The sequence below is a fragment of the Streptomyces sp. NPDC037100 genome (assembly GCF_055606225.1).
This window is the reverse complement of the sequence record NZ_JBVJSX010000002.1, coordinates 970530-996406: the sequence shown is the minus strand read 5'-3', so window position 1 is coordinate 996406 and position 25877 is coordinate 970530. Positions and strand designations below refer to the sequence as shown.

The following is a 25877-nucleotide window of genomic DNA, read 5'->3' as shown; positions in this document are numbered from 1 at the left end:
CGTGAGCGCAGTCACCACGCTCGCCGCGGTGGCGGACCCCAACGGCACGGTGCTCAACGGCGCCCTGCTGGTGGCCCTGCCGATCGCGCTGCTCGGCGGACTCGTCTCCTTCTTCTCGCCGTGCGTCCTGCCGCTGGTGCCCGGTTACCTGTCCTACGTCACCGGAGTCAGCGGCACCGACCTGGCCGAGGCCCGGCGGGGGCGGATGGTCGCCGGTGCCTCCCTGTTCGTCCTGGGCTTCACGGCGGTGTTCGTCTCCGGCGGGGCCCTCTTCGGGTACTTCGGCCAGACGCTCCAGGAGGAGCGGGGCGTACTGACCAAGGTGCTGGGCGTCCTCATGATCCTCATGGGCGTCTTCTTCATGGGCCTGATGCCCTGGCTCACCCAGCGCGAGTTCCGTTTCCACAAGAAGCCGGCGACCGGCCTGGTGGGAGCCCCCGTCCTCGGCGCCCTCTTCGGTATCGGCTGGACGCCCTGCATCGGCCCGACGCTGTCCGCCGTGCAGACACTCGCCTGGCAACAGGGAACCGCCGGTCGCGGGGCGATACTCACCTTCGCGTACTGTCTGGGCCTGGGCGTGCCCTTCGTGCTCGCCGCGGTCGCCTTCCGCAAGGCCCTCGGAGCCTTCGGCTGGATCAAGCGCCACTACGTCTGGGTGATGCGGATCGGCGGCACCATGATGATCGTGACCGGTCTGCTGCTGCTGACCGGCGCGTGGGACCGCATCGTGCAGGAGATGCAGGTCTGGTCCGACGGCTTCACTGTGGGGATCTGATCGATGAGCAAGACCACCGCCTCCGACCCGGCCCCGACCGCCGCCGAGGACCAGGAGCTGGGCGAGGCCGGCTCCCAGCTGTCCACCGCCCCCAGGGAGGAGGCGCCCAGCCTGCCGTCCTTGGGCGTCATCGGCTGGGCCCGCTGGTTCTGGCGGCAGCTCACCTCCATGCGGGTCGCCCTGCTGCTGCTCCTGCTGCTCTCCCTCGGCGCGATCCCCGGCTCGCTCATCCCGCAGTCCGGCAGCGACGAGACGAAGGTCGCCGACTTCCGCAAGGCCCACCCGACCCTCGGGGACGTCTACGACAAGATCGGCATGTTCCACGTCTACAGCTCGGTGTGGTTCTCCGCGATCTACATCCTGCTGTTCGTCTCGCTCATCGGCTGCATCGTGCCCCGCACCTGGCAGTTCGTCGGCCAGCTGCGCGGCCTGCCGCCCGGCGCGCCCCGGCGGCTGAACCGGCTGCCCGCCCACACCACCTGGCGCACCACCGCCGAACCCGAGCAGGTCCACCAGGCCGCCCTGGCCCTGCTGAAGAAGCGCCGCTTCCGCACCCACCTCACCGGGGGCGCCGTGGCCGCGGAGAAGGGCTACCTGCGCGAGCTGGGCAACCTCGTCTTCCACATCGCCCTCATCGTGATGCTGACCGCCTTCGCCTGGGGCCAGCTGTACAAGTCCGAGGGCAACAAACTGGTCGTCGAGGGTGACGGCTTCTCCAACACCCTCACCCAGTACGACGACTTCAAGTCCGGCAACCTCTTCACCTCCGACGACCTGGTGCCGTTCAGCTTCAACCTGAAGAAGTTCACCGGCAGCTACGAGCGCACCGGCCCCAACAAGGGCACCCCGCGTGTCTACAAGGCGGACCTCACGTACAGCGCGGGCCCCTACGGCAAGGACGAGAAGACCACCGTCGAGGTCAACCACCCCCTGGAGATCGGCGACTCCAAGGTCTACCTCGTCAGCCACGGCTACGCGCCCGTCATCACCGTCCGCGACGCCCAGGGCAAGGTCGTCTTCGACGACGCCGTGCCGCTGCTGCCGCTGGACGCCAACGTCACCTCCTCCGGTGTCGTCAAGGTCCTCGACGGCTACCGCAACACCAAGGGCGAGAAGGAACAGCTCGGCTTCAACGCGTTCTTGGTGCCGACCTTCGGCGGCCATGCCAGCGGCACGATGCTGTCGCAGTTCCCCGCGCTGGACAATCCGCTGCTCGCGCTGTCCGCCTACCACGGCGACCTGGGGGCCGACTCCGGCATCCCGCAGAGCGTGTACCAGATGGACCGGACCAACATGAAGGAGTTCAAGGACTCGAAGGGCAAGCTGTTCAAGAAGCTGCTGAAGCCCGGCGAGACCATGAAGCTCCCGAACGGCGCCGGTTCGGTCACCTTCGGCAAGGACATCAAGGAGTGGGCCGGCTTCCAGGTCGTCCAGCAGCCCGGCAGCGGCTGGGCCCTCGCCGGTGCCCTCGCCGCCATCGGCGGCCTCGCCGCCTCCCTGTTCATCCAGCGCCGCCGCGTCTGGGTGCGCGCGGTCGAGGGCGCCGACGGCGTCACCGTCGTCGAGATGGCCGGCCTCGGCCGCAGCGAGTCCGCCAAGGTCCCCGAGGAACTGGGGCACCTCGCCGGCGACCTCTACGAGCAGGCACCGGGTGCTCCCGGTCCCGACGACCCCGCAGATTCCCCCGACCCCGATCAGGAGCCGGGTACCGAACCCCCCGTACCTGCCGAAGGGGCTGAGAAGCAGTGACTCTCGCCGCCGCCACGAACGAAAACCTCGCGCAGATCAGCAATGTGCTGATCTACTCCGCGATGGCCGTCTACACCCTGGCCTTCTTCGCGTACATCGCCGAATGGCTCTTCGGCAGCCGCAGCAAGGTCGCCAGGACCGCCGCCGCGCTCACGGGCAAGCCGGGCGCCGAGAAGGCGCCGGCCGTCACCGTGAACCAGGCCGGCGGCACCGCCGTGCTGGAGCGGCCGAAGGTCACCGTGCGGGCCGCCACCGGTCAGCGCGACGTGCCCGACGGCCCCGGGGCGCACGGCGGGGACGAGCAGGGCGACCTGTACGGCCGGATCGCCATCTCCCTCACGGTCCTCGCCTTCCTCGTCGAGCTCGGCGGTGTCCTCACCCGCGCCCTGTCGGTGGAGCGCGCCCCGTGGGGCAACATGTACGAGTTCAACATCACGTTCTCCACGGTCGCGGTCGGCGTGTACCTCGGCCTGCTGGCCCTGAAGAAGAACGTGCGCTGGCTCGGCCTGTTCCTGATCACCTCGGTCCTGCTCGACCTGGGCCTGGCGGTCACGGTCCTCTACACCGCCAGCGACCAGCTGGTCCCGGCGCTGCACTCGTACTGGCTGTACATCCACGTCTCGACGGCGATCTTCTGCGGCGCGGTCTTCTACGTGGGCGCGGTCGCCACGATCCTGTACCTCTTCAAGGACTCCTACGAGAGCAAGCTCGCGAGCGGCGGCACGCCCGGCACCTTCGCGACCTCCGTCCTGGAGCGGCTGCCCTCCTCCGCCTCCCTCGACAAGTTCTCCTACCGCGTCAACGCGGCCGTCTTCCCGCTGTGGACGTTCACGATCATCGCCGGCGCCATCTGGGCCGGCGACGCCTGGGGCCGCTACTGGGGCTGGGACCCGAAGGAGACCTGGTCCTTCATCACCTGGGTCGCCTACGCCGGCTACCTGCACGCCCGCGCCACCGCCGGCTGGAAGGGCCGCAAGGCCGCCTACCTGGCGCTCATCGCCTTCGGCTGCTGGCTGTTCAACTACTACGGCGTGAACATCTTCGTCTCCGGCAAGCACTCCTACGCGGGCGTGTAGTCCCGGCGGGGCACCTCACCGCCGGGCGGCGGGGGCGTGGTCCGCGACCGACACGATGATGTCGCGCAGCCGGTCGGCGTACAGCCGCAGGTTCTTGTGCGCGACATCGGTGTCCGGGTAGCGGGCCGCGAACCACAGCCCCTCGTGGAGCCGGGTGACCCAGGCGCAGACCTGGTCGCCGTACGACACCCGGATCAGGCCGTAGGCGTTGCGCTCGGTCCAGCTCGTGGACTCGGGGATGCCGCGGGCATCGGCGAACGACACGATCGAGTACATGTCGGGGGACGTCGGCCGGAAGTCCGCGCCGAGCAGCCGCAGCACCCGCGCCAGCGGCATCCGGGCCAGCGGCCGGGTGGCGTGCAGCGCGGCGCGTACGGTCTTCAGCGCGGTGGGGAAGTCGGGCGCCTGGGCGACGGGCACCTCGATCGGCGCGCCGCCGACGTACCAGCCCACCGAGTCCGAGTACGCGGACTTCGCCCGGGTGTGGAAGGGCACCACCGTCCGGTAGACGGGCTCACCGCCGATCTCGTGGACGATCAGGGCGGTCGCCGCCAGGACCCCGACCAGCGAACCGCCGTAGGGGCGGCAGTACGCCTCGAAGGCGGCGGCGGCGTCCGCGCCGACGAGCATCTCGCGCATGAGCTTCTGCGTCGGCAGCCCTGCCTTGGGGTCCAGCCCGAGGTCCACGGGGAAGCTCGGCAGCCGCCCGTCGCAGCGCCGGATGAACTCCCGCCAGCGGGCGACGATCTCGTGGTCCGCGTCGAGCCGGTCCGCGTCGGCCCGCTCCGCCTCGCAGAAGTCGACGTAGCTGGAGACCGGCGACTGCTCCGGGGCACGCCCGGTGAGATGCGCGGCGTACAGCTCCTGGATCTCCGCCGGGATGCGGTAGATGGAGAACGCGTCGACGTTGCTGTGGTCGAAAGCCATGTACACGCTGGTGCTGTCGTCCCGGACGACGGCCGTGTAGATGAGGTTCGGCCAGCGCAGCGCGTCGGCGGTGGTGTCGAAGCGGTCCTGGAGGTGCTGGGCCAGGGCCTCGGGGTCGGTGAACTCGCCGGCGTCCTCGCGGTGCAGGGAGACGGAGGCCGGGTCGAGGGTGAAACGGCGGATCGAGTCGCCCGGCCCGCCCGCCCAGCGAAAACCGCTGCGCAGGGTCTCGTGCCGCAGCGTCCAGCCGCGCAGCGCCTCACCCAGCGCGTCGAGGTCGACCGGCCCCGGGATGTCGAACGCCGCGCCGAGCCAGGTGGGTACGAACAGACCGTCCTCGCGCACGGACCGCGCCGTCCGCAGATGCGACTCCTGGATGTAGGCGGGCGGCCTGGAGTCCTCCGGCAGGGCCTTCGCCGTCGCGACGGTGGCCGGGCTGAGCGTCCATTCGACGAGTCGCCCTGGTCGTACCTCGCAGCGCTGGATGTCAGTCATTCGCACAGGGCGTCTCCGTTCGCAGGTGGGATAGACCCGACCAAAGGAATGGCGAACCCGCCACCGGCGACACCGGGTGTCGCTACATTTCAATGGAACGGATGGCTTCCCGAACGGTGATGCGAACCCCGGCCGGTGCGCTCAGTTGACGCCGATGTCCTCGTGCCACAGGGCCGGGTTGCTCGCGATGAAGTCCCGCATGAGGCCGATGCACTCGTCGTCGTCCAGCAGCACGATCTTCACACCGTGCTCGGCGAGCCAGTCGTGGCCGCCGTGGAAGGTCACGTCCTCCCCGATCAGGACGCGAGAGATGCCGAACTGCCGCACCAGGCCGGAGCAGTACCAGCACGGCGACAGGGTCGTCACCATCGTCGTGCCCCGGTAGGAGCGTTGCCGCCCGGCCGCGCGGAAGGCCGCCGTCTCCGCGTGCAGCGACGGATCGCCGTCCTGGACGCGGCGGTTGTGGCCACGGCCCAGCAGGGTGCCGTCGGCGCCGTAGAGCGCCGCACCGATCGGGATGCCGCCCTCGGCGAGCCCGGTGCGGGCCTCCTCGACGGCGGTCGTGAGCCATGTGCGTGCCTGTGCCCGGTCCATGACCTCATCCATGACCCCGCCCCGCCTCTCCGTAACCCGGCCCGGCCGCGGTGAGCCGGTCGAGGTGGGCGTGCAGGGCGCCCGCGCCCTCGATCATGACCCGGGTGCGGGCCGTCAGCGCCTCGCCGCGCGCTGCCACGGCAGCCCGCAGCGCCGCACTGCTGCCCTCCCGCCGCAGCCCGTCCAGCACCGGCCTGATCTGGTCGAACAAGTAGTGGCTGCGGCGCAGGGTGTGCACGAGCCGGGCATCGCGCACATCGGCCGGCTCGTAGACCCGGTAGCCCGTCGCGCGCTCCCGGCCCGGAGTGAGCAGCCCGGCCTCCTCCCACACCCGCAGCGCCGACGTCCGTACGCCCAGCAGCACGGCCACCTCCCCGATGCGCAGCCCGCCCGAACGCGGCAGGGGGGCGGGCGGTTCGGCCGCGAGCAGTTCCAGGGCCTCGCTCGCCGCCCGCAGGGACACCCGCTCCTCGTGCAGCGCGGCATGCGCGGCGTCGACGAGCGCGAGCGCGCCCGGCACGTCCCCCTCGTGCACGGTCCGCATGATGTTCGACGCCGTCACCGGCCCGTACCCCCGCATCAGCGTCCGGTACGCCAGCAGCGCGCCGCGGTGCACCTCGCCGAAGACGCGGTAGCCGGACGCGGTCCGCGCGGCCGGCGGGAGCACACCGGCGTCCTCGTAGTTGCGGATCTGCTGCGTCGAGACACCGGCGAGCCGGGCCAGGTCGACGGGGCGGAGGCGGCGGTCGTTCGTCATCGATTTGAAGGTTACGGCAGGAAACAGGCCGCAGAACCCTCTCAAGTCTCAACACCGCACTTCAATGGAAGACTTGAAGGAATGGACGACTGCATCCGCGTCACCGGCGCACGCCTCCACAACCTCAGGAACGTCTCCCTCTCCCTGCCGAAGAACAAGCTGGTCGTCCTGACCGGCCTCTCCGGCTCCGGCAAGTCCACCCTCGCCTTCGACACCCTCCACCAGGAGGGCCAGCGGCAGTACCTGGAGTCGCTGGGCATGGTCACCGGCTTCGTCGGCAAGCCCGCCGTCGACTCGATCACCGGCCTGTCCCCGTCCATCAGCGTCGACCAGCACCACACCAACCGCAGCCCCCGCTCCACGGTCGGCACGGTCACCGAGGTCTTCACCTACCTGCGCCTGCTGTGGTCCCGCATCGGCATCCGCCCTTGCCCCGGCTGCGGCGAGGACATCCCGCCGTCCCACACCGACGGCGCCGAGGCCGACGAGGACGCCGAGGCGGAGCAGCGGCCCTGCCCGCACTGCGGCACGCCCGTGTCCGAACCGGTCATGGGCTCCTTCTCCTTCAACAAGCCCGCCGGAGCCTGCCCGTCCTGCACCGGCCTGGGCGAGGTGATCCGGCCCGACACACGGCGCCTGCTCGACGACGCGCAGCCGGTCGCGCAAGGGGCGGTGAAGGGCTGGAACGCCAAGTTCACCGACTGGAGCCTTCCCGTGCTGCGGGCCGCCGCCGGCCACTACGGCTTCACCTTCGAGGCGGACACACCGGTCGGCGAACTGGACGACAGGCAACGGGACCTGCTGCTGTACGGCGTCGAAAGCCCCGAGTTCCGCAGGCACTTCCCCGGCACCGCCCCACCGGCGACCGTCGCGGCCGGCCGTTTCGAAGGGGTGGCGACGGCCCTGCTGCGCCGCTACAGCGAGCGCGCCGACGACCCCGAGTACCGCGAACGGGCCGAGCGGCAGGGCCTGGTGAAGCAGCCCTGCACCGACTGCGACGGGACCCGGCTGGGCGCCCAGGCACGGGCGGTGACCGTGCACGGCCTCGGCATCGTCGAGGCCGCCCGGCTCCCGCTGAAGGACCTCGGCACCTGGCTGAGCGGCCTGCGCGAGCGGTCGGACGGGGACGAGTGGCTGCTCGTGGAGCCGGTCGTCGCCGACTTGGAGGAGCGGGTCCGGCGCTTGCTGGACGTCGGGGTCGGCTACCTCACCCTGGACCAGGCCACACCCAGCCTCTCCGCCGGCGAGACCCAGCGGCTGCGGCTGGCCGCCCTGCTCGGCTCCGGCCTGACCGGCGTCCTGTACGTGCTGGACGAGCCGACCATCGGCCTGCATCCCTCGGACACCGCCCGCCTGATCGGCGTCCTGCGCCGCCTGCGCGATCTGGGCAACACCGTCCTCGTCGTCGAGCACGACCTGGAGGTGCTGCGGGCGGCGGACCACGTGGTGGACGTCGGCCCGGGGGCGGGACGGGACGGCGGGCGGATCGTGGCGGCGGGCACCCCGCAGGAGGTGGCGGGGACGGCGGGGTCGGTGACCGGCGCGTACCTCTCGGGACGGCTCCCGGCACCCCGTTCACGCGGCCGAGGCGACGGCGATACGGCGCTGCTGATCAGGGGAGCCCGGGCCCACAACCTCAAGGACGTCACCGTACGGATCCCGCTGGGGCGACTGGTGACGGTCACCGGCCCGTCCGGCTCGGGCAAGTCGACACTGCTGCTGGACATCCTCGGGCGGGCGGCCCGGCGGCACTTCGACGGGGCCGGCGAGCTGCCCGCCGAGCACGACGGCGTCGACGGCTGGGAGCACCTGTCCAAGGCCGTCCTCATCGACCAGGAGCCGGTCGGCCGCGTGCCCCGTTCCAACGCGGCGACGTACTCGGACGTCTTCACCCCGATCAGGGAGGTCTTCGCGACGCGCAGCCAGGGCCGCCTGACCGCCGGCCACTTCTCCTTCAACGTGCCCGGCGGACGCTGCGAACGCTGCGAGGGCGCGGGTGTCCTCACCGTCCACATGCACTTCCTCCCGGCGGTGGAGGTGTGCTGCCCGGCCTGCAAGGGCCGCCGCTTCCGGCCGGAGGTGCTGTCGGTCCGGCACGAGGGCCACGACATCGCCGAGGTGCTCCAGGCGACGGTGGACGAGGCACTGACGGTGTTCGAGGGCGTCCCGGCGGTGGCCACCCGGTTGCGGCGCATGGCCGACGTGGGCCTCGGATACCTCCCCCTCGGCCAGCCCGCCACCACGCTCTCCGGCGGCGAGGCACAGCGCCTGAAACTCGCGAAGGAACTGGGCCGGCGGACGACGGGCCGCGCCCTGTACCTGCTGGACGAGCCGACGACGGGCCTGCACTCCGCCGACACCGCCCGCCTCCTCGGCGTGCTCCAGCGCCTCGTCGACGCCGGCCATTCGGTCGTCACCATCGAGCACAACCTCGACGTCGTCCGCGCCTCCGACTGGCTGATCGACCTGGGCCCGGAAGGCGGGGTGGGCGGGGGGCGGCTGGTGGCGCAGGGGGTGCCCGGGAACTGAACCGATCCCGACTCCCGGACGTCTTCGTTGCGTATCCATCGCACCGGAGCCCAGGCTCCCGAAGGAGGCCCACCGATGAAGGCGTCACTTCTCCTGGCGGCTCTCCTGGCGGCGGCCCTCGCCTCGCTGGCCGTGGGCTGCACGTCGGTGTCGTCGCCGGACGACGACACCGACGACGCGCGGCCCGCGCCGTCCTGCGCTTACGTCGTCGAGTACGGCGGCCGCACCTACCTGGGCAGGGCGGAGACCGACGCCCCCGTGGGCAAGTCGCTCGGCGCCGCCACCCGCCCGGCGTGCGACGACACCCCCGGCGACGGCGACGACGGAGAGGGCCCGGCCCTGATGACCGCGTTCGCCGTGCGGGGGGTGGACCCGGCCGTCGCCGTCGCGGTGGCCGAGGACCCCGGTGAGTACCGTCTCGTCGTCGCCGATTCCGTCAAGGAACTCCCGCCGGAGCTGAGGAAGGTCATCGACCGTTCCTGACGGGCACCGGCCGAGGCGTCAGCCCTGCCGCTCCAGCACCGCGTAGTCGGCGAAGCAGCGGCGGTAGCGCAGGTGCAGGGTCTCCTGGGTGTGCCTGCGCTGCCACTCCTCGACCTCGGCCGGTGCCGAGCACAGCCCGGAACCGGCCCCGCAGTCCGCCTCCTCGCCCGAGACGCACCGCGCCTCGTACTCGGGCTGCGCCGACGCGTCCTGCACGATCGTGTACGGCACGTACCGGAAGATCCTGCGGCCGGTCGACTCCCCACCGTGCTCCGCCCGTTGATGCTGGCGCAGCAGCACGTTCGCGTCCGTCACCGCGCTGCCGTCGAACGCCGCCCGCGCCCTGTCCCGCCGCAGCGCCAGCTCCTCACAGCTCGCGCACCCGGGCACCGGGGAGGGCGGCCGGGTCGGATCGGCCGACAGGCCTTCCCTGGAACGGTCGTTGAGCGCGCGCACGCCCGCGCTGAGCCGCTCGTCCAGGGTCGCCGCGCGGATCTTCGCGGGGTCGGCCTGCCATTCCCGGCCGCCGCCGACCGGGCGCAGCATCACATACGGGCCGGTTCTGTCCTGGTACTCGCCGACCTTGCGCGTCTGCGGGTCGTAGACGAGCGTTCCCGGTTCCATTCCGTGCACCTCCGTCACTCTGGGTGTACCGAGCGTTGCGCACGGGCACAGTCCGGATCAATGCTTGGCGTGTGACACCGGTGCACTGTCACGGAGGGGGGAGCCGTGAGCCGACGGAACGGCGGAGCGGAGTCGGGGGCGAGCACGGCCGCCGTGTTCGGGGAGGTGCTCCGGCATTTCCGCGAGGCGGCGCTGCTCACGCAGGAGGCGCTGGCGCGGCAGATCCCGTGCGACCGTTCGCATGTGGCGCGGGTGGAGGCCGGTACGAGGGTTCCGCAGGACACCTTCGCCAAGACCTGTGACGAACTGTTGGGCACGGGTGGGGTGTTGCTTCGGCTGTGGGGCCGGATCGACTGGTATCCGCAGGTGGAGCATCCGGACTGGTTCCGCCGGCGGGCGGAGATGGACGAGGTGGCCGTCACCCTTCGGGAGTACCAGGAGCGGGTGATCCCCGGTTTGTTGCAGACCGCGGACTACGCGCAGTCGCTTTTCTCTCTGCTCGTCAACGGTGAGGAATTGGAGGAGCGAGTGCGGGCGCGACTCAGTCGCCAGCAGCGCTTCCTGGCGGAAGGCGGCCCGCTGTACATCGTTGTCCTGGACGAGAGCTGCCTGCGCAACATGATCGGTAGCCCGGCTGTGATGCGGGACCAGTGCGCGCACCTGCTCGATGCCGGACGACGGCCCAACATCCGGATCCAGGTCGCCCCCGCCGAACGCCTCGGCCTGTTCCGTCCCAGTGGGTCCATGTCGCTGATCAAGCTGCCCGACGGGCACGAATGGGTCTACTCGGAATCGCTTGATCGCGGTCATTTCAACGACGATCCGGCCCTCTTCGCGCGCCATAGTCACACCTATGATGTGCTCAGGGCGGACGCTCTGTCAGCCCCCGAGTCCGCCGCTCTGATCAGCGACGTGATGGAGAGGTACGAGCATCATGACCGAGCCCGAACTCAGCGCGGCCACGTGGATCAAGAGCACTTACAGCGACGCCAACGGCGGCAACTGCATCGAAATAGCCCCCGGTTACCCCGAAACCGTCCCCGTCCGCGACAGCAAGAACCCTGACGGACCGGTTCTGGTCGTCACCCGGTCCGCCTGGTCCGCGTTCGTGCGCTCCGTACGCTGACTACTGCCCGCTCACCATCTGCAGGATCCGGTTGGCGGCCTCCGCGACCGGCTGGCCCACGGCACCGACGGCCGCGGCGATCGCGGCGACAGCCAACAGCGCACGGTGCCGCTCCTGCGCGGGCGCCGCGTCCGCGGCCAGCACCGGCAGGGACTCGTCGATGAGCTGTGCGCTCGGCTGCGGCAGCCGGTCGCGCAACTCCCGGACTTCGCGGATCAGTTCGGCGAGGGCCAGCCGCAGGGCGGGGTCCGTGTCGCCCGTGGCCCCGTTCTTCACGATGCCCGTGTTGCCGCTGCCGCCGTGCATGCTGACGTTGTCGCCGTAGTAGTAGTTGTTGCCGCTCATGCCGCGATCCCCGTGTTCCCGCTGCCGCCGTACATGTTGACGTTGTCGCCGAAGTAGTAGTTCGTGGGCGAGCTGATCGTGAGCCGCTCCACGGTCACCCGGAACTCGGTGTCCGGATTCTCGAGGGCACCGGCGACGTAGCCCACGAGCTGGTCCAGGTGCTGCGGATTCCCGCTGGTCACCATCGCCGTGGACGGGCCGGCCGTCTCGACGGCGAGGACGTAGTGCGACTGTGCCGTGAGCACGGAGAGCATGTCGACGAAGGAGTAGATCAGCGCCGCGCCCGCGACGAGCCACACGAAGACGAGGAGCCCGCCGGCCGTGGACTCGTCCGCGAGGACGGTCAGGCCGGCGATGATCGACAGGCCGACCGCCGCGGCCAGGATGATTCCGGTGCGGGCGAGGAAGCGGATGACCGCCTCCTTGCGCTTGGGGTGGAGGGTGAACGTGTACACCCGGGCGATGTTGCGCAGCGGGTAGGCCGCTCCGCCGACCCATAACAGCCCTTTGCCCACACGCAGTTCGACGTCGGTGACCGACCGGGGCGGCGTGGCGGGCGGGGGCGGTACGTCGTACTGGCCCGGTGGCTGCTGTGTCTCCATGTGGTCCCCCTGAACGACGGCGTGTGCGGTGGGGCAGTCGTGACTGCGTGAACACCATTGACGACTATGCGTGTGCCGATGGGCAAGTCGTTTCACGGGCCGGTGGGAAAACCGCCGGGTTCAGGACTCGTCGCGCCTGGGGTCGTCGTCCTTCTTCTTGTCCTCGTCGAGCGACTTCAGGAAGTCGGGGTTGTCGTCGGGCGCGACCCACTGCCGCGGACGCTCCGCCGCGGGCACCCGCTTCTTGCCGGCGATCAGCCAGGAGATCGACCCGACGAGGGGGAACAGCAGCACCAGGATCGCCCACAGCGGCTTGGGCATGTGGCGGATGTCGTCGTCCTTGGTGCTGATGCAGTCGATGAACGCGTACACGCTCAGCGCCAGCGGCACGAGGAACATCAGTACCCGGAGCATGCGCGGCCTCTCAGCAAAGCGGTGGGTGGTTCCTGGCCAGCGTAGCCGCTCGGGGATACTGGACCCCATGGCTTACGACGATCTTCGCTCCCTGCTCAGGGCGCTGGAGCGCGAGGGCGACCTCAAGCGCATCAAGGCCGAGGTAGACCCGTATCTGGAGGTCGGGGAGATCGTCGACCGGGTGCAGAAGTCCGGCGGCCCCGCCCTGCTCTTCGAGAACGTGCGCGGGTCGAGCATGCCCCTCGCGATGAACGTGTTCGGCACGGACCGGCGGCTGCTGAAGGCCCTGGGCCTGAAGTCGTACGCCGAGATCTCCGAGCGGATCGGCGGGCTGCTGAAGCCCGAGCTGCCGCACGGCTTCGTCGGCGTCCGCGAGGCCTTCGGCAAGCTCGGCGCGATGACCCACGTCCCGCCGAAGAAGGTGAAGGACGGACCCGTGCAGGAAGTCGTCCTGACCGGCGACGACGTCGACCTGGACCGGCTCCCGGCCCTGTTCACCTGGCCGAAGGACGGCGGGTCGTTCTTCAACCTGGGACTGACCCACACCAAGGACCCGGAGAGCGGCGTCCGCAACCTCGGGCTGTACCGGCTCCAGCGGCACGACAAGCGCACCATCGGCATGCACTGGCAGATCCACAAGGACAGCCGGAACCACTACCAGGTGGCCGCGCGGCGCGGTGAGCGGCTGCCCGTCGCGATCGCTTTCGGATGCCCGCCCGCCGTGACGTACGCCTCGACCGCGCCGCTGCCCGGCGACATCGACGAGTACCTGTTCGCCGGGTTCCTCGCGGGCAAGCGGATCGAGATGGTCGACTGCAAGACCGTGCCGCTCCAGGTCCCGGCGCAGGCCGAGGTCGTCATCGAGGGCTGGCTGGAGCCGGGCGAGATGCTCCCCGAGGGGCCCTTCGGCGACCACACCGGCTTCTACACTCCGCAGGAGCCCTTCCCCGCGCTGAAGATCGACTGCATCACGATGCGGAAGCGGCCCCTGCTCCAGTCGATCGTCGTGGGACGCCCCCCGACGGAGGACGGGCCCCTGGGCCGGGCGACGGAACGCTTCTTTCTGCCGCTGCTCAAGATCATCGTGCCGGACATCGTGGACTACCACCTGCCGGAGGCGGGCGGCTTCCACAACTGCGCGATCGTCTCGATCGACAAGAAGTACCCGAAGCACGCGCAGAAGGTCATGCACGCGATCTGGGGCGCGCACATGATGTCGCTGACCAAGCTCATCGTGGTCGTCGACTCCGACTGCGACGTGCACGATCTGCACGAGGTCGCCTGGCGGGCGCTGGGCAACACGGACTACGCCCGGGACCTGAGCATCGTCGAGGGCCCTGTCGACCACCTGGACCACGCCTCCTACCAGCAGTTCTGGGGCGGCAAGGCCGGTATCGACGCGACGAAGAAGTGGCCCGAGGAGGGCTACACGCGCGACGGCGGCTGGCCCGACATGGTCGAGTCGGACCCGGAGACGGCGGCGAAGGTCGACCGCCGCTGGAAGGAGTACGGGCTGTGACCTCCGCTTCCGCCGCGATCCCCCAGCCTGGACGCACCAAGGCGTTCCTGCGGCTGGTGATGATCGAGCACTCGGTCTTCGCCCTGCCCTTCGCCTACATCGCCGCGCTCACGGCGATGTTCCAGTGGGACAAGAACATCCACTGGGGCAGGCTGCTGCTGGTCACCGTCTGCATGGTGGGGCTGCGCACCTTCGCGATGGCGGTCAACCGGATCATCGACCGGGAGATCGACGCGAGGAACCCGCGCACGGCGCAGCGCGAGCTGGTGACCGGCGCGATGTCGGTGAAGCACGCCTGGACGGGTGCCCTGATCGCCCTGGCCGTCTTCCTGGGTTCCGCCGCCCTGCTGAACCCCCTGTGCCTGGCGCTGGCCCCCATAGCGGTGATCCCGATGGTGGTCTACCCGTACGGCAAGCGGTTCACGAACTTCCCGCAGGCCATCCTCGGCCTCGCCCAGGCGATGGGCCCGGTCGGCGGCTGGCTCGCGATCTCGGGGGAGTGGTCCTGGGACGCGGTGATCCTCGGTCTCGCCGTCGGCATCTGGATCGGCGGCTTCGACCTGATCTACGCCTGCCAGGACGTGAAGACCGACCGCGAGATCGGCGTCATGTCCGTCCCGGCCCGCTTCGGCATCCCGACGGCGATCTGGGGCGCACGCGTCTGCCACGCGCTCACGACGGCCCTCTTCGTCTGGTACGCCCTCGCCACCGGCGCCGGCGCCTTCTTCTGGCTGGGCCTGCTGATCGTCGCCGGAGCGTTCCTGTACGAGCACTCGATCGTGCGCCCCCACGACCTGTCCCGCGTGAACCGCGCCTTCTTCAGCGTCAACGGCTTCATCGGCATCGCCCTGTTCGTGTGCGCGCTGCTGGACCTGCTGGTGCGTGGCCTCACCGTGTGAGCGCGGGCGGAGCCGCCCGGCCGCGGCGGAACACGAACGCCGCGGCCACCCCGGCCAGCAGGCCCAGCAGATGGCCCTGCCAGCTGACGCCCGTCTGGGTCGGGGCCAGGCCCGCCAGGATCGAGCCGCCCCAGATCGCGGCGATCAGGACGCCCGCCAGGACGCCCCAGGGGCGGCGCTCGACGAAGCCGCTGACCAGGAGGAAGCCGAAGAGGCCGAAGATCACGCCGGAGGCGCCCGCGGTGTTGGTGTGGGCCGGAGCTATGAGCCAGACGCCCAGACCGTCCACGACGATGATCAGCGCGCAGACGAGCAGGAACCGGCGCAGGCCGGCGAGCGCGGCGAGGAAGCCGAGGACCAGCAGCGGCACGGTGTTCGCCGCCAGATGGGCGAAGCCGAAGTGGATGAAGGACGAGGGGACGACGTCGACCAGCTCGGACGGGTCGCGCGGGGTGACGCCGAAACCGTCCAGCGCGTGGCCCGTGGCCACGTCCACCACTTCCAGCAGCCACAGCAGCGCCACCCAGGCCAGCATCAGCTTGCCCGCGGCCAGCGCACGATCGCCCTGTGACCACCCCGCTTGCGGATCCGACATGGCGGCCCCCAGTGCTCGCTCGTCCCCTCCGTGCAACGGCCCGCACCCCTTGGCCGGTTCCCACTCTGCGACGCCGGATAGGCTCGGGGTTGTGAACCCAGTCAAGCCAGGCGAGATGCCGCGTACGCCTTGGATCGTGGGGGTCTCAGGGGCCTCCGGCACGCCGTACGCGGCCGCCGTGCTGCGCGCGCTGCTGGACGCCGGCGAAAGCGTCGATCTCGTGGTGTCCCGGGCCTCCCGGCTCACCCTGCTGGACGAGACCGGGATCTCCTTCCGGGACGCCCACTGGCAGGCAGACCTGCGGGAATGGCTCTCCCGGGGTGCCGACGGCAAGCCGGGCACCTTCTCCGTCGACATCGGCGCCGTACGGCACTGGAGCGCCGGCGACCTGGCCGCCGGGCCCTCCTCGGGGTCGTACCCCGCCAAGGGCATGCTCATCGTGCCCGCCTCGACGGCGAGCGTGGCCGGGGTCGCGCTCGGGCTGTCGAAGGATCTGCTGCAACGGGCCGCGAGCGTGACCCTCAAGGAGGGCCGCAAGCTGATCGTGGCCGTGCGGGAGACCCCGCTGAACGGCCAGACCCTGCGGCACCTGGTCACCCTCGACGACGCGGGCGCGACGGTCGTGCCCGCCTCACCCGCCTTCTACGCGGGCGCGACGCACATCCAGGACCTGGTGGACTTCGTCGCCGGACGCGTACTCGACGCGGCGGGCGTGCCGCACCGGCTCTACCGCCGTTGGCAGGGTGAACTCGGCGGCGGTGCGCACCGCGACGGCTGAGCAGCACCCGAACCTCATCGGACTCAACGACAACTTCAGCGGAAGGCTTCGATCGCAATGGACGCGGTGGACAGGCAGCTCATCCAGGCCCTGAGGGAGAACGGCCGGGCCTCCTACGCGGAGCTGGGACGCCTCGTCGGACTGTCGGGACCCAGTGTCACCGACCGCATCAACCGGCTGGAGGCGGCCGGGGTCATCACGGGCTACCGGGCCACCGTCGACGCCGCCTCGCTCGGCCTCGGCGTCACCGCCCTGATCGGCATCTCACTCTCCGACGCCACCGACCACGAGGACGTGGCGCAGCGGCTGAAGGACCTCTCGGAGATCGAGGACTGCTGGTTCATCGCGGGTGACGACTCGTACATGCTCAAGGTGCGGGCGGCGGACGTCGACGGTCTGGAGAAGATGATCCGGCGGCTGAGCGGCATCGAGGGCGTCTCCCGGACGCGTACGACGATCGTGCTCTCCACGAAGTGGGAGAACCGGGTCGGGGAGCTGCCCGAAGAGGAGTAGAGCGGTAGGCCCGAAGGGCCGTATGGGGGCGCCTCCCGCCCGAAAGATGGGGGCGTACGGTTGGGACGTCGTCGTAGAAAGGTGTGGGCATGGATCTCGGGCTCAAGCGCGAGCTGGAGGAGAAGGTCAGGGCGGGTGAGCGCCTGACCCGTGAGGACGGCATCGCGCTGTACGAGTCGGACGACCTGGCCTGGCTCGGCGGCCTCGCGCACGAGGTGCGGACCCGCAAGAACGGTGACGTCGTGCACTTCAACGTCAACCGGCACCTGAACATGACGAACGTGTGCACGGCCTCCTGCGCGTACTGCTCCTTCCAGCGCAAGCCGGGGGAGAAGGACGCGTACACGATGCGCATCGAGGAGGCCGTCAAGCTCGCGAAGGCGATGGAGTCGGAGAACCTCACCGAACTGCACATCGTCAACGGGCTGCACCCGAACCTGCCGTGGCGCTACTACCCGCGGTCGCTGCGGGAGCTGAAGGCCGCGCTGCCGGACGTCTCGCTGAAGGCGTTCACGGCCACGGAGATCCACCACTTCGAGACCATCTCGGGGATGAGCGCGTCGGAGATCCTCGACGAGCTCATCGACGCCGGGCTCGAGTCCCTCACCGGTGGCGGCGCCGAGATCTTCGACTGGGAGGTCCGGCAGCACATCGTGGACCACCGCACCCACTGGGAGGACTGGTCCCGGATCCACCGGCTCGCGCACGAGAAGGGTCTGAAGACCCCGTGCACGATGCTGTACGGGCACATCGAGGAGCCCCGTCACCGCGTCGACCACGTGCTGCGGCTGCGTGAGCTGCAGGACGAGACCGGCGGCTTCCAGGTCTTCATCCCGCTGCGGTACCAGCACGACTTCGTCGACCTGCAGGACGGCAAGGTGCGCAATCGCCTTCAGGCGCGGACGCAGATGGCGACGGGGGCCGAGGCGTTGAAGACCTTCGCCGTGTCGCGGCTGCTGTTCGACAACGTGCCGCACGTGAAGGTGTTCTGGGTGATGCACGGCGTGCAGACGGCTCAGCTCGCCTTGCAGCACGGTGCGGACGACATGGACGGGTCGGTCGTCGAGTACAAGATCACCCATGACGCGGACAACTACGGGACGCCGAACAAGCTGACGCGTGAGGATCTGCTGGATCTGATCCGTGATGCCGGGTTCCGGCCCGTGGAGCGGAACACCCGGTACGAGATCATCCGGGAGTACGAGGGGCCCGACCCCTTGCTTCGCGAGTCGCCGCAGCCTATGCGGGTGTGATGGCGCGTGCGGGTGCGCGGGGGTTGCTCGCGCAGTTCCCCGCGCCCCCGGGTGGGGTACCCGGGGGGCATGGTCAGGACCGAGGCGTCCGAGGACGCCTACACCGCTGAGCCTTTTGTTCCTGGTCGCGGCGGGCTTGCCGCTCTGCGGGAGGCCGCCGCCGGCTGCCGGGGGTGTCCCTTGCACCGGGACGCCACCCGGACCGTGTTCGGGGCCGGGAGCCAGGACGCCCGGGTCATGCTCGTGGGGGAGCAGCCCGGGGATCAGGAGGACCGGCAGGGGAAGCCCTTCGTCGGGCCTGCCGGGAAGCTGCTGGACCGGGCCCTGGGGGAGGCCGGCATCGACCCCTCCGAGGCCTACGTCACCAATGCCGTGAAGCACTTCAAGTTCACGCAGGCCGAGCCCCGGAAGCGGCGGATCCACAAGGCGCCGAACCTGCGCGAGATGACCGCGTGCGGGCCCTGGCTGGCCGCTGAGCTCGCCGTCGTGGAGCCCGAGTTGATCGTCGTCCTGGGGGCAACCGCGGGGAAGGCGCTGCTCGGGTCCTCGTTCCGGGTCACGCAGGTGCGGGGGACGGTTCTGGAGGAGGAGATCCACGGGCGGCCGGAGCGGCTGGTGCCGACCGTGCATCCGTCGTCGGTGCTGCGGTCCGACGACCGGGAGGCGGCGTACCGGGGGCTGGTGTCGGACCTGAAGGTGGCGGCCGACGCGCTGTCGTAATAGCTACAATCCAGCCATGCCCCTTACCTTCACGCTCGGTCCCGCCGTCACCCCGGAGTTGCGTGACGGCCTGCTCGACCTGTGGACCGATGTCTCCAACGCCGGCGGAGCCGTCGGATACGTGCCGCCGGTGACGCGGGAGGAGATCCGCCCCGCGCTCGTGCAGCACTTCGCGTCGATGGCGGAGGGGCGGGCCAAACTGCTCGTCGGGCACGACGCGGAGGGGCGGGTCGCGGCGACCGCGTTCCTGACCTTCAACACGCACCATCTGATGACGCACTGGCTGTGGCTGTACACGGTGATGGTGCACCCGAGGCATCACGGCAAGGGCTGGGGGCGGGACCTGCTGGGCGCCGCCGCGGCCGCGGCCCGGGAGATGGACGGGATCGAGGCGATCCGGCTGACCTGCCGGGGCGGTCTCGGGCTGGAGCGGTTCTACGCGTCCTGCGGGTACAAGGAGGTCGGGCGGATCCCCGGCGCGATCCGGGTGGCCCCGGGGGAGGACCGTGAGGACATCATCATGCTGCTGCCCCTCGTCTGACCGTCGAAGACCCCCCTGCAAGATCGGCCGCTCGGCGTGCTTCACTGGACGGTGCCCCTTTGGGTGCGTTCCGGCCGTTCGAAACGGAAGAGTGGATTGAGATGCTCCGCTACACACTGATGCGCCTCGGAGTCTTCGTGGGCTGCCTCGTGGTCGTCTGGGGCGCCGTCTACTCCGGCATCGCCCCCCGCGGGCTGGGCAACAGCAACGGGCTGTGGGTCGTACTCCTCGCCCTGCTGATCTCCGCGCCGATCAGCTTCGTCGTGCTGCGCAAGGAGCGGGACCGGGCGTCCGTGCAGGTCGCGCAGCGCGTCGACCGGATGAAGGCCAACCTGGACGCCCACCGCAGCCAGGAGGACGCCGTCGACGACACGCCCCGCACCCAGGGGCAGACCTCGTAAGGCCCTTCGCACGCTCACAGCGCCCCGTTTCCGTACATGCACGGAAACGGGGCGCATTGCGTTGTATGGGCATGTGTGCGTCGTCACCTGTCAAAGAAAGGCTTTGGGGTCCTCAAAGTTCAGGTGTTAAGGTCATGGTATGAAGTCAGCAGTCGCGCCCTCCTTGCCCCCGAGCGTTCCGCTCGTGGCGCGGCTGCACGTGGATCTCTGTCGGTGCGCGTCCGCTTTCTGTCGTTCCTGACGTAACGCAACCCCCCACCGCCCCTCCCACGTCAGCTCCCCTACGCGTCCCCCCAACGGAGTCAGTCCGTGTCCTCACACACGAAGTCCTTCAAGGTGCCCTTCTGGGCCCAGATACTCGCCGGTCTCGTCCTGGGTGTGCTGCTCGGCTGGCTCGCCCGCGACCAGGACCTGTCCTGGCTGACCACGACACTGGAAAAGGTCGGCGACACCTTCATCGGGCTGCTGAAGCTCGCGGTCGCCCCGCTCGTCTTCTTCGCGATCCTGGTCTCGATCACCAACCTGCGGAAGGTCAACAACGCGGCCCGCCTGGCCTCGCGCACCCTCCTCTGGTTCATGATCACCTCGCTGATCGCGGTCAGCATCGGCCTGGTCATCGGCCTGCTGACCAACCCCGGCGCCGGTACCGGCCTCACGCCCAAGGACGGCGCGAAGCCCGAGGACACCGGCTCCTGGATCGACTTCCTGACGGGCATCGTCCCGACCGACGTCATCACGCCGTTCACCGAGCTGAACGTGCTGCAGATCGTCTTCATGGCCGCCGTCGCCGGCATCGCGGCCCTGCAGCTCGGTGAGAAGGCCCAGCCGATCCTCACCCTGAGCGAGTCCGTCCTCAGCCTCCTCCAGAAGGCGCTGTGGTGGGTCATCCGGCTCGCCCCGCTCGGCACCGTCGGCCTCATCGGCAACGCCATCGCCACCTACGGCTGGGACCTGATCGGCAAGTACGCGACGTTCACCGCCGACATCTACGCCGGCTGCCTCATCGTGCTGTTCGGCGTCTACCCGACGCTGCTCGCGACCGTCGCCAAGGTCAACCCGGTCCAGTTCTTCAAGGGCGCCTGGCCCGCGATCCAGCTGGCCTTCGTCTCCCGCTCCTCCGTCGGCACCATGCCGCTGACGCAGAAGGTCACCGAGCGGCTCGGCGTGCCGAAGGAGTACGCCTCCTTCGCCGTGCCGTTCGGCGCGACGACCAAGATGGACGGCTGCGCCGCGATCTACCCGGCCATCGCCGCGATCTTCGTCGCCCAGATCTTCGACATCCAGCTGGGCGTCGGCGACTACCTGCTGATCGCGTTCGTCTCGGTGGTCGGCTCCGCCGCCACCGCCGGTCTCACCGGTGCGACGGTCATGCTGACCCTCACCCTCTCCACCCTCGGCCTGCCGATGGAGGGCGTCGGTCTGCTCCTCGCGATCGACCCGATCCTGGACATGATCCGTACCGCGACCAACGTCGCCGGACAGGCACTGATCCCGGTCCTGGTCTCGGCCCGCGAGAACCTGCTCGACCGCACGGCGTACGCCACGGCCGACGGCTCCTCCCTGGACGAGCCGCTCGACGAGCCCCGCGACGAGCCGCGCGACCGGACCGAGCCGGTCACCGCGAGCGCCTGACGGCCGGACCTGCCGCACGCGTTCACGGGCCCCCTGAGCGGTCCTTCCCCGGTTTCCCGGGAGAGGGCCGTCCAGGGGGCCCGTACGCTAAGCGCTATGGGTGCCGTGAAGACCAAGCGGATGCCGCGCGCGGTCCGTGAACAGCAGATGCTGGACGCCGCCGTGCGGATCTTCGGCCAGCGGGGCTACATGGCCGCGTCGATGGACGAGATCGCCGAACTCGCGGGCGTGTCCAAGCCGTTGGTGTACCTGTACCTCAACTCGAAGGAAGACCTCTTCACCGCCTGCATCCGCCGCGAGGCGGGCGCCCTCGTCGAGGCGGTACGGGCCGGGGTCCGCCGCGATCTGCCCGCCGCCCGGCAACTGTGGGAGGGGCTCGGCGCCTTCTTCACGCACACCGGCGAGAACCCGGACGCGTGGTCGGTCCTGCACCTCCAGGCGCGTACGCACGGCGAGCCGTTCGCCGCCGAGGTCACCGCGATGCGCGAGGAGATCGTCGCGTTCGTCACCCAGCTGATCCTCGCCGGTGCCCGGGAGGCCCTCCCCCAAGCTCTCGGCTGCGCTCGAGCAGGGAGGTACCCCCACGACCCGGACCTCCCGGAGCGCGAGGTCGCCGGCCTCGCCGAGGCCCTGGTCGGCGCCGCCGAGTCACTCGCCGCGTGGGCCAACGCCACCCCGGGCGTCACGGCCCGCCAGGCCGCGGCCACCCTGATGAACTTCGCCTGGGCGGGACTCGGCGACCTGATGGAGGGGCGGCCCTGGGCGCCTCCGGAGGAGCCGCCGGGCCCTCACGTCGGGTAGACCTCCCCCGTCACATGGAGCCGGTCCCGCGGGCCGCGCAGCTCGAACCGGCCGTCCCGTGCCGCGTACGTCACCGTCCCGGGCAGCAGGACCGGAGCCCTGAACTCCGCGCGCAGATGGCAGCATTGGGGGACGTCTTGTGCCGCGAGGCAGCGGGCCACGGTCCACATGCCGTGCGCGATGGCCCGGGGAAAGCCGAACAGCCGGGCCGTGAGCGGGTGCAGATGGATCGGGTTGCGGTCCCCGGACGCGGCCCCGTAGCGGCGCCCGACGTCCCCGGCGAGCCGCCACTCGTCCACCGGGGGCAGCGGCCCCCGCGCCTCCGGCTCCCGGGGGACCGCGGTCAGCCGGTGCGTGCGGTGCCGGGCCAGGTACGTGCTGCTCGACTCCCAGACGACGGCACCACCGCGGCGCACCTCGGTGACGACCGTGGCCTCCGTACCGCGCCGGTGGGGGACCAGCCCCTCGACGTGCACGGAGAGTTCGTACCCACCGCCGGGCGACATCCGCTCGTGCCGGGTGACGGTGATCGACGTGTGGACGAGGCCGAGCAGCGGCAGCGGGAAGTCCCGGCCGCTCATCAGCCGCATGGCCAGGGGGAATCCGAGCACGTGCGGATACGTCACCGGCAGCGCGTCCTCCCCGACGGGGAACCCGCAGACCCGTTCGTACGCCGCGAGCCGCGCGAGGTCGACGCGCACGCCGGGCAGGACGAGCCGGGTACGGGGGAACTCCGCGTCGGGGCCGGGGCGTTTGAGGGGGGACAGCAGGGCACCGCGGGCCAGGAGCGGGGCGAGGGAGGGGGACCGGGTGAGGGTGAGAGCGGGGGAGTCGGCCATCACGCCCCCAGCAGGCTCTGACCGCAGACGCGGACGACCTGGCCGTTGACCGCGCCCGAGGCCGGGTGGGCCAGCCAGGCGGTGGTCTCGGCGACGTCGGCCGGGAGGCCGCCCTGGACGAGGGAGTTCATCCGGCGGCCCGCCTCGCGGATGAACAGCGGGACAGCGGCGGTCATCCTGGTCTCGATGAAGCCGGGCGCGACCGCGTTGACCGTCAGGCCGTGCTCGTCGAGCGCGCGCGGCGCGAGGGAGCGGACCAGGCCGACGACGCCCGCCTTGCTCGCGCCGTAGTTGGTCTGGCCGGCGTTGCCGGCGATCCCCGCGATCGAGGCGGTGGCGACGATCCGGCCGCCGCGCTTCAGCGTGCCGTCCTTCAGCAGGGCGTCCGTGGTGCGCAGCACGCTCGCCAGGTTCACCTCCAGGACGGAGATCCAGCGTTCGGCGGGCATGTTCACCAGGCGCCGGTCACGGGTGATGCCCGCGTTGTGGATCAGCACGTCCAGTCCGTCGGGCAGGGCCTCGGCGATCCGGGCGCCCGCGTCGGCGGCCGTCATGTCGAGCGCCAGCGCGGTGCCGCCGAGCCGCTCGGCGACCCGCCGGGCGTCCTGCTCGGCCTGCGGCACATCGAGCACCACGACCCGGGCACCGTCCCGCGCGAGGGTCTCGGCGACCGCCTCGCCGATGCCCCGGGCGGCGCCGGTGACCAGGGCGGTGCGGCCGGTCAGGGGGCGTTCCGGGTCGGCGGCGGTCGTTTCCCGTGTGGGACCCACCTCGATGACCTGCCCGCTCACATAGGCCGACTTGGGCGACAGCAGGAAGCGCAGGGTGGACTCCGCGGCGGCGGCGTCCGTGAGCCGGACCAGGTTCACCGTCCTGCCCCGGCCGATCTCCTTGCCCAGGGAGCGCGTGAATCCCTCCAGGGCCTGCTGGGCCGCGGCCTGATGGTGATCGGTGGGGTCGAGCGGCGCGCCGAGCACCACCACGCGTCCGCTCGAGGCGACCGACCGTACGACGGGATGCAGGGCGGCGTGCACCTCCGCCAGGCCTTCGACGTCCCGCACCCCGGTCGCGTCCAGGACGACGGCGGCCGTGCGGTCGGAGCCCGCCGGGCCGAGTCCCGTACGGGCCGGGACCGGCGCCGGGCCGAGGGCGGACCGGCCGGCGGTGAGGTGCAGCAGCCCGCCGTCCAGGACGGGCCGCTCGGCGGACCAGCGGGTCAGCGCCGCGGGCTGCGGCAGTCCCAGCCGACGCGTGAGGAAGCGGCCGGGCGCGGTACCGGTGAAGCGCAGATAGCGGTCGGCCATGGACGACTCCCAGTTCCCGAGGACGGTTCGCTGAAGCCCCACTCCTGCTTACTCTGGAGTAAGGTTACCGGAGGTAAGGCTACGTCACGGAGGAGGAGCAGGTCGAGATGAGCTGGTGGAAATGAGCTGGTTGAGCGGGCTGGTCGAGATGAGCTGGTTGAACGGGCTGATCGAGATGAGCTGGTTGAGCGGGCTGGTCGAGATGAGCTGGTCGAACGGGCTGGTCGAGAGGAGTTGGTCGAGATGAGCCGCCGGCAGTCGTCGCCGTCGGTGCGGCGCGTGGCGATCGTCGGCGGAGCGCGCATCCCCTTCGCCCGTTCCGACGGCCCCTACGCCACCGCCTCCAACCAGCAGATGCTCACCGCCGCCCTCGACGGCCTCGTCGAGCGGTACGGGCTCCAGGAGCCGGGCGCCGTCGGTGAGTTCGTCGCCGGGGCCGTGCTCAAGCACGCCCGCGACTTCAACCTCGCCCGCGAGACCGTGCTCGGCTCCGGGCTCCACCCGCGCACCCCCGCCTACGACATCCAGCAGGCCTGCGGCACCGGACTCCAGGCCGTCATCGCCGCCGCCAACAAGATCGCCCTCGGCCAGACCGAGTCGGCCGTGGCGGGCGGCGCCGACACGGCCAGCGACGCACCCCTCGGCGTCAACGACTCCCTGCGCCGCATCCTGCTGGAGGTCCGCCGGGCCACGTCGCCCGGCGCCCGGCTGAAGGCCCTGGCGAAGGTGCGCCCGGGTCACCTCGTCCCCGACATCCCCCGCAACGCCGAGCCGCGCACCGGCCTGTCCATGGGGGAACACGCCGCCGTCACCGCCCGCGCCTGGGGCGTCCCCCGCGAGGCGCAGGACGAACTCGCGGCCACCAGTCACCGGCGGCTGGCGGCGGCGTACGAACGCGGCTTCTTCCAGGACCTCGTGGTCCCCTTCCGCGGCCTGGCCCGCGACCAGAACCTGCGCCCCGGCTCGACGGTGGAGAAACTGGCCGCCCTGAAACCGGTGTTCGGGCTCGGCCACCCCGACCCGACCATGACGGCCGGGAACTCCACCCCGCTGACGGACGGTGCCGCCACCGTCCTGCTCGCGAGCGAGGACTGGGCCCGCGAGCGCGGGCTGGAGCCGCTGGCGTACCTCACCGCGTACGAGACGGCCGCGGTCGACTTCGTCGGCGGTGACGTGGCCGGCGGCGAGGACGGACTGCTCATGGCGCCCGCGTACGCGGTCCCGCGCATGCTGGAGCGGGCCGGGCTGGGCCTGGACGACTTCGACCTCGTCGAGATCCACGAGGCGTTCGCCTCCCAGGTGCTGGCGACGCTCGCCGCCTGGGAGAAGCGGGGCCTCGGCACGGTGGACCGCGCCCGGCTGAACGTCGCCGGCTCCTCCCTCGCCACCGGCCACCCCTTCGCCGCCACCGGCGCCCGGATCGTCGCCACCCTGGCCAAGCTCCTCACCGAACGGGACGCCCCGGCCCGCGGGCTGATCTCCGTCTGCGCGGCGGGCGGGCAGGGGGTGACGGCCGTCCTGGAGCGCGCCTGAGGCTCGGTGCGCAGAACCTGAAAGCCCCTCACGTAATCCCCGAGATTGCACAG

The 25877-nt window shown here is 70.8% G+C and carries 30 protein-coding genes; 20 read left to right on the top strand and 10 right to left on the bottom strand.

Going from position 1 to position 25877, the window contains the following annotated elements:
* The first annotated feature begins 1 nt into the window (after position 1).
* Genes ACZ7EG_RS09775 through ccsB form a run of 3 tightly spaced genes read left to right on the top strand, consistent with a single transcriptional unit; the run spans position 2 to position 3600 of the window.
* Positions 2 to 775: a cytochrome c biogenesis CcdA family protein gene (locus ACZ7EG_RS09775; protein ID WP_358564217.1), complete on the top strand. Its 774-nt coding sequence runs from the start codon at positions 2 to 4 to the stop codon at positions 773 to 775.
* Between the two features lie 3 nt (positions 776 to 778).
* Positions 779 to 2524: a cytochrome c biogenesis protein ResB gene (gene resB, locus ACZ7EG_RS09770; RefSeq protein ID WP_471074670.1), complete on the top strand. Its 1746-nt coding sequence runs from the start codon at positions 779 to 781 to the stop codon at positions 2522 to 2524.
* Positions 2521 to 3600, top strand: a complete 1080-nt coding sequence (ccsB, locus tag ACZ7EG_RS09765) for a c-type cytochrome biogenesis protein CcsB (RefSeq protein ID WP_471074667.1) — start codon at positions 2521 to 2523, stop codon at positions 3598 to 3600. Before resB ends, ccsB begins: the two co-directional genes overlap by 4 nt.
* Positions 3601 to 3615: 15 nt before the next feature.
* On the opposite strand, the gene ACZ7EG_RS09760 is transcribed toward ccsB, so the two are convergent.
* From ACZ7EG_RS09760 to ACZ7EG_RS09750, 3 genes are all read right to left on the bottom strand, one after another.
* Positions 3616 to 5028 carry a condensation domain-containing protein gene (locus ACZ7EG_RS09760; RefSeq protein ID WP_471074664.1) on the bottom strand — a complete coding sequence of 471 codons (1413 nt, stop codon included), beginning with the start codon at positions 5026 to 5028 and terminating at the stop codon, positions 3616 to 3618.
* 135 nt (positions 5029 to 5163) lie between these two features.
* The gene (locus ACZ7EG_RS09755) at positions 5164 to 5616 is read right to left on the bottom strand and encodes a nucleoside deaminase (RefSeq protein ID WP_471074661.1); all 453 of its coding nucleotides are present in this window, start codon (positions 5614 to 5616) and stop codon (positions 5164 to 5166) included.
* Between the two features lie 4 nt (positions 5617 to 5620).
* Positions 5621 to 6373 (bottom strand): MerR family transcriptional regulator, encoded by a 753-nt coding sequence (locus tag ACZ7EG_RS09750; RefSeq protein ID WP_471074659.1) that lies wholly within the window; start codon positions 6371 to 6373, stop codon positions 5621 to 5623.
* Between the two features lie 81 nt (positions 6374 to 6454).
* Here ACZ7EG_RS09750 and uvrA point away from each other — a divergent pair, with 81 nt between their 5' ends.
* Together uvrA and ACZ7EG_RS09740 are read left to right on the top strand one after the other, a co-directional pair.
* Entirely contained in the window at positions 6455 to 8902 is a 2448-nt protein-coding gene (gene uvrA, locus ACZ7EG_RS09745) for an excinuclease ABC subunit UvrA (RefSeq protein WP_471074656.1), read from the top strand.
* A gap of 75 nt (positions 8903 to 8977) precedes the next feature.
* Positions 8978 to 9385: a DUF6281 family protein gene (locus tag ACZ7EG_RS09740; RefSeq protein WP_471074653.1), complete on the top strand. Its 408-nt coding sequence runs from the start codon at positions 8978 to 8980 to the stop codon at positions 9383 to 9385.
* 18 nt (positions 9386 to 9403) lie between these two features.
* On the opposite strand, the gene ACZ7EG_RS09735 is transcribed toward ACZ7EG_RS09740, so the two are convergent.
* The gene (locus tag ACZ7EG_RS09735; protein WP_471074650.1) at positions 9404 to 10009 is read right to left on the bottom strand and encodes a DUF7848 domain-containing protein; all 606 of its coding nucleotides are present in this window, start codon (positions 10007 to 10009) and stop codon (positions 9404 to 9406) included.
* Between the two features lie 105 nt (positions 10010 to 10114).
* On the opposite strand from ACZ7EG_RS09735, the gene ACZ7EG_RS09730 reads away from it, so the two are divergent.
* Positions 10115 to 11074 carry a helix-turn-helix domain-containing protein gene (locus ACZ7EG_RS09730; protein WP_471074647.1) on the top strand — a complete coding sequence of 320 codons (960 nt, stop codon included), beginning with the start codon at positions 10115 to 10117 and terminating at the stop codon, positions 11072 to 11074.
* The gene (locus ACZ7EG_RS09725; RefSeq protein WP_471074911.1) at positions 11022 to 11135 is read left to right on the top strand and encodes a DUF397 domain-containing protein; all 114 of its coding nucleotides are present in this window, start codon (positions 11022 to 11024) and stop codon (positions 11133 to 11135) included. The genes ACZ7EG_RS09730 and ACZ7EG_RS09725 overlap by 53 nt, the downstream gene beginning before the upstream one ends.
* Here the strand turns inward: ACZ7EG_RS09725 and ACZ7EG_RS09720 are convergent, their stop codons facing one another.
* The 3 genes from ACZ7EG_RS09720 to ACZ7EG_RS09710 all read right to left on the bottom strand — a co-directional run bounded on the left by ACZ7EG_RS09720 (position 11136) and on the right by ACZ7EG_RS09710 (position 12496).
* Complete coding sequence (locus tag ACZ7EG_RS09720; protein ID WP_471074644.1) at positions 11136 to 11480, bottom strand: hypothetical protein; 345 nt, start codon at positions 11478 to 11480, stop codon at positions 11136 to 11138.
* Positions 11477 to 12082 carry a DUF6232 family protein gene (locus ACZ7EG_RS09715; protein WP_471074641.1) on the bottom strand — a complete coding sequence of 202 codons (606 nt, stop codon included), beginning with the start codon at positions 12080 to 12082 and terminating at the stop codon, positions 11477 to 11479. Before ACZ7EG_RS09715 ends, ACZ7EG_RS09720 begins: the two co-directional genes overlap by 4 nt.
* A gap of 120 nt (positions 12083 to 12202) precedes the next feature.
* Positions 12203 to 12496 carry a PLD nuclease N-terminal domain-containing protein gene (locus tag ACZ7EG_RS09710; protein ID WP_471074638.1) on the bottom strand — a complete coding sequence of 98 codons (294 nt, stop codon included), beginning with the start codon at positions 12494 to 12496 and terminating at the stop codon, positions 12203 to 12205.
* A 67-nt stretch (positions 12497 to 12563) separates the two neighbouring features.
* On the opposite strand from ACZ7EG_RS09710, the gene ACZ7EG_RS09705 reads away from it, so the two are divergent.
* A complete protein-coding gene (locus ACZ7EG_RS09705) occupies positions 12564 to 14015 on the top strand; it encodes a menaquinone biosynthesis decarboxylase (RefSeq protein ID WP_386635432.1) in 1452 nt (483 codons plus the stop codon).
* Positions 14012 to 14914, top strand: coding sequence for a menaquinone biosynthesis prenyltransferase MqnP (gene mqnP / locus ACZ7EG_RS09700; RefSeq protein ID WP_471074635.1), 903 nt, complete (start codon positions 14012 to 14014; stop codon positions 14912 to 14914). The genes ACZ7EG_RS09705 and mqnP overlap by 4 nt, the downstream gene beginning before the upstream one ends.
* On the opposite strand, the gene ACZ7EG_RS09695 is transcribed toward mqnP, so the two are convergent.
* On the bottom strand, positions 14904 to 15509 hold the full coding sequence (locus ACZ7EG_RS09695) for a rhomboid family intramembrane serine protease (RefSeq protein ID WP_471074632.1): 606 nt from the start codon (positions 15507 to 15509) through the stop codon (positions 14904 to 14906). The genes mqnP and ACZ7EG_RS09695 overlap by 11 nt on opposite strands.
* Positions 15510 to 15624: 115 nt before the next feature.
* Between ACZ7EG_RS09695 and ACZ7EG_RS09690 the strand changes: the two genes are divergently transcribed.
* The 9 genes from ACZ7EG_RS09690 to ACZ7EG_RS09650 all read left to right on the top strand — a co-directional run bounded on the left by ACZ7EG_RS09690 (position 15625) and on the right by ACZ7EG_RS09650 (position 22148).
* Entirely contained in the window at positions 15625 to 16287 is a 663-nt protein-coding gene (locus ACZ7EG_RS09690) for a UbiX family flavin prenyltransferase (protein ID WP_471074629.1), read from the top strand.
* Between the two features lie 57 nt (positions 16288 to 16344).
* Positions 16345 to 16800: an Lrp/AsnC family transcriptional regulator gene (locus tag ACZ7EG_RS09685; protein ID WP_033314055.1), complete on the top strand. Its 456-nt coding sequence runs from the start codon at positions 16345 to 16347 to the stop codon at positions 16798 to 16800.
* 89 nt (positions 16801 to 16889) lie between these two features.
* Positions 16890 to 18053 (top strand): aminofutalosine synthase MqnE, encoded by a 1164-nt coding sequence (gene mqnE, locus ACZ7EG_RS09680; RefSeq protein WP_471074626.1) that lies wholly within the window; start codon positions 16890 to 16892, stop codon positions 18051 to 18053.
* 69 nt (positions 18054 to 18122) lie between these two features.
* On the top strand, positions 18123 to 18773 hold the full coding sequence (locus ACZ7EG_RS09675) for a UdgX family uracil-DNA binding protein (RefSeq protein WP_471074623.1): 651 nt from the start codon (positions 18123 to 18125) through the stop codon (positions 18771 to 18773).
* Between the two features lie 16 nt (positions 18774 to 18789).
* Positions 18790 to 19314 carry a GNAT family N-acetyltransferase gene (locus ACZ7EG_RS09670; RefSeq protein ID WP_471074620.1) on the top strand — a complete coding sequence of 175 codons (525 nt, stop codon included), beginning with the start codon at positions 18790 to 18792 and terminating at the stop codon, positions 19312 to 19314.
* Positions 19315 to 19415: 101 nt separating this feature from the next.
* Positions 19416 to 19715, top strand: a complete 300-nt coding sequence (locus ACZ7EG_RS09665) for a DUF4229 domain-containing protein (RefSeq protein ID WP_471074617.1) — start codon at positions 19416 to 19418, stop codon at positions 19713 to 19715.
* A gap of 139 nt (positions 19716 to 19854) precedes the next feature.
* Positions 19855 to 19956: a putative leader peptide gene (locus ACZ7EG_RS09660; protein WP_471074614.1), complete on the top strand. Its 102-nt coding sequence runs from the start codon at positions 19855 to 19857 to the stop codon at positions 19954 to 19956.
* A gap of 68 nt (positions 19957 to 20024) precedes the next feature.
* The gene (locus tag ACZ7EG_RS09655; protein WP_471074611.1) at positions 20025 to 21347 is read left to right on the top strand and encodes a dicarboxylate/amino acid:cation symporter; all 1323 of its coding nucleotides are present in this window, start codon (positions 20025 to 20027) and stop codon (positions 21345 to 21347) included.
* Positions 21348 to 21443: 96 nt separating this feature from the next.
* Entirely contained in the window at positions 21444 to 22148 is a 705-nt protein-coding gene (locus ACZ7EG_RS09650; RefSeq protein ID WP_471074608.1) for a TetR/AcrR family transcriptional regulator, read from the top strand.
* Here ACZ7EG_RS09650 and ACZ7EG_RS09645 read toward each other — a convergent pair.
* Together ACZ7EG_RS09645 and ACZ7EG_RS09640 are read right to left on the bottom strand one after the other, a co-directional pair.
* Positions 22136 to 22987 (bottom strand): MaoC family dehydratase, encoded by an 852-nt coding sequence (locus ACZ7EG_RS09645; RefSeq protein WP_471074605.1) that lies wholly within the window; start codon positions 22985 to 22987, stop codon positions 22136 to 22138. The genes ACZ7EG_RS09650 and ACZ7EG_RS09645 overlap by 13 nt on opposite strands.
* Positions 22987 to 24291 (bottom strand): 3-oxoacyl-ACP reductase, encoded by a 1305-nt coding sequence (locus ACZ7EG_RS09640; protein WP_471074908.1) that lies wholly within the window; start codon positions 24289 to 24291, stop codon positions 22987 to 22989. Before ACZ7EG_RS09640 ends, ACZ7EG_RS09645 begins: the two co-directional genes overlap by 1 nt.
* A 121-nt stretch (positions 24292 to 24412) precedes the next feature.
* Here ACZ7EG_RS09640 and ACZ7EG_RS09635 point away from each other — a divergent pair, with 121 nt between their 5' ends.
* Positions 24413 to 24538 carry a hypothetical protein gene (locus tag ACZ7EG_RS09635; protein WP_471074602.1) on the top strand — a complete coding sequence of 42 codons (126 nt, stop codon included), beginning with the start codon at positions 24413 to 24415 and terminating at the stop codon, positions 24536 to 24538.
* Entirely contained in the window at positions 24535 to 25824 is a 1290-nt protein-coding gene (locus tag ACZ7EG_RS09630; RefSeq protein ID WP_471074599.1) for an acetyl-CoA C-acetyltransferase, read from the top strand. Before ACZ7EG_RS09635 ends, ACZ7EG_RS09630 begins: the two co-directional genes overlap by 4 nt.
* Positions 25825 to 25877: the final 53 nt, after the last annotated feature.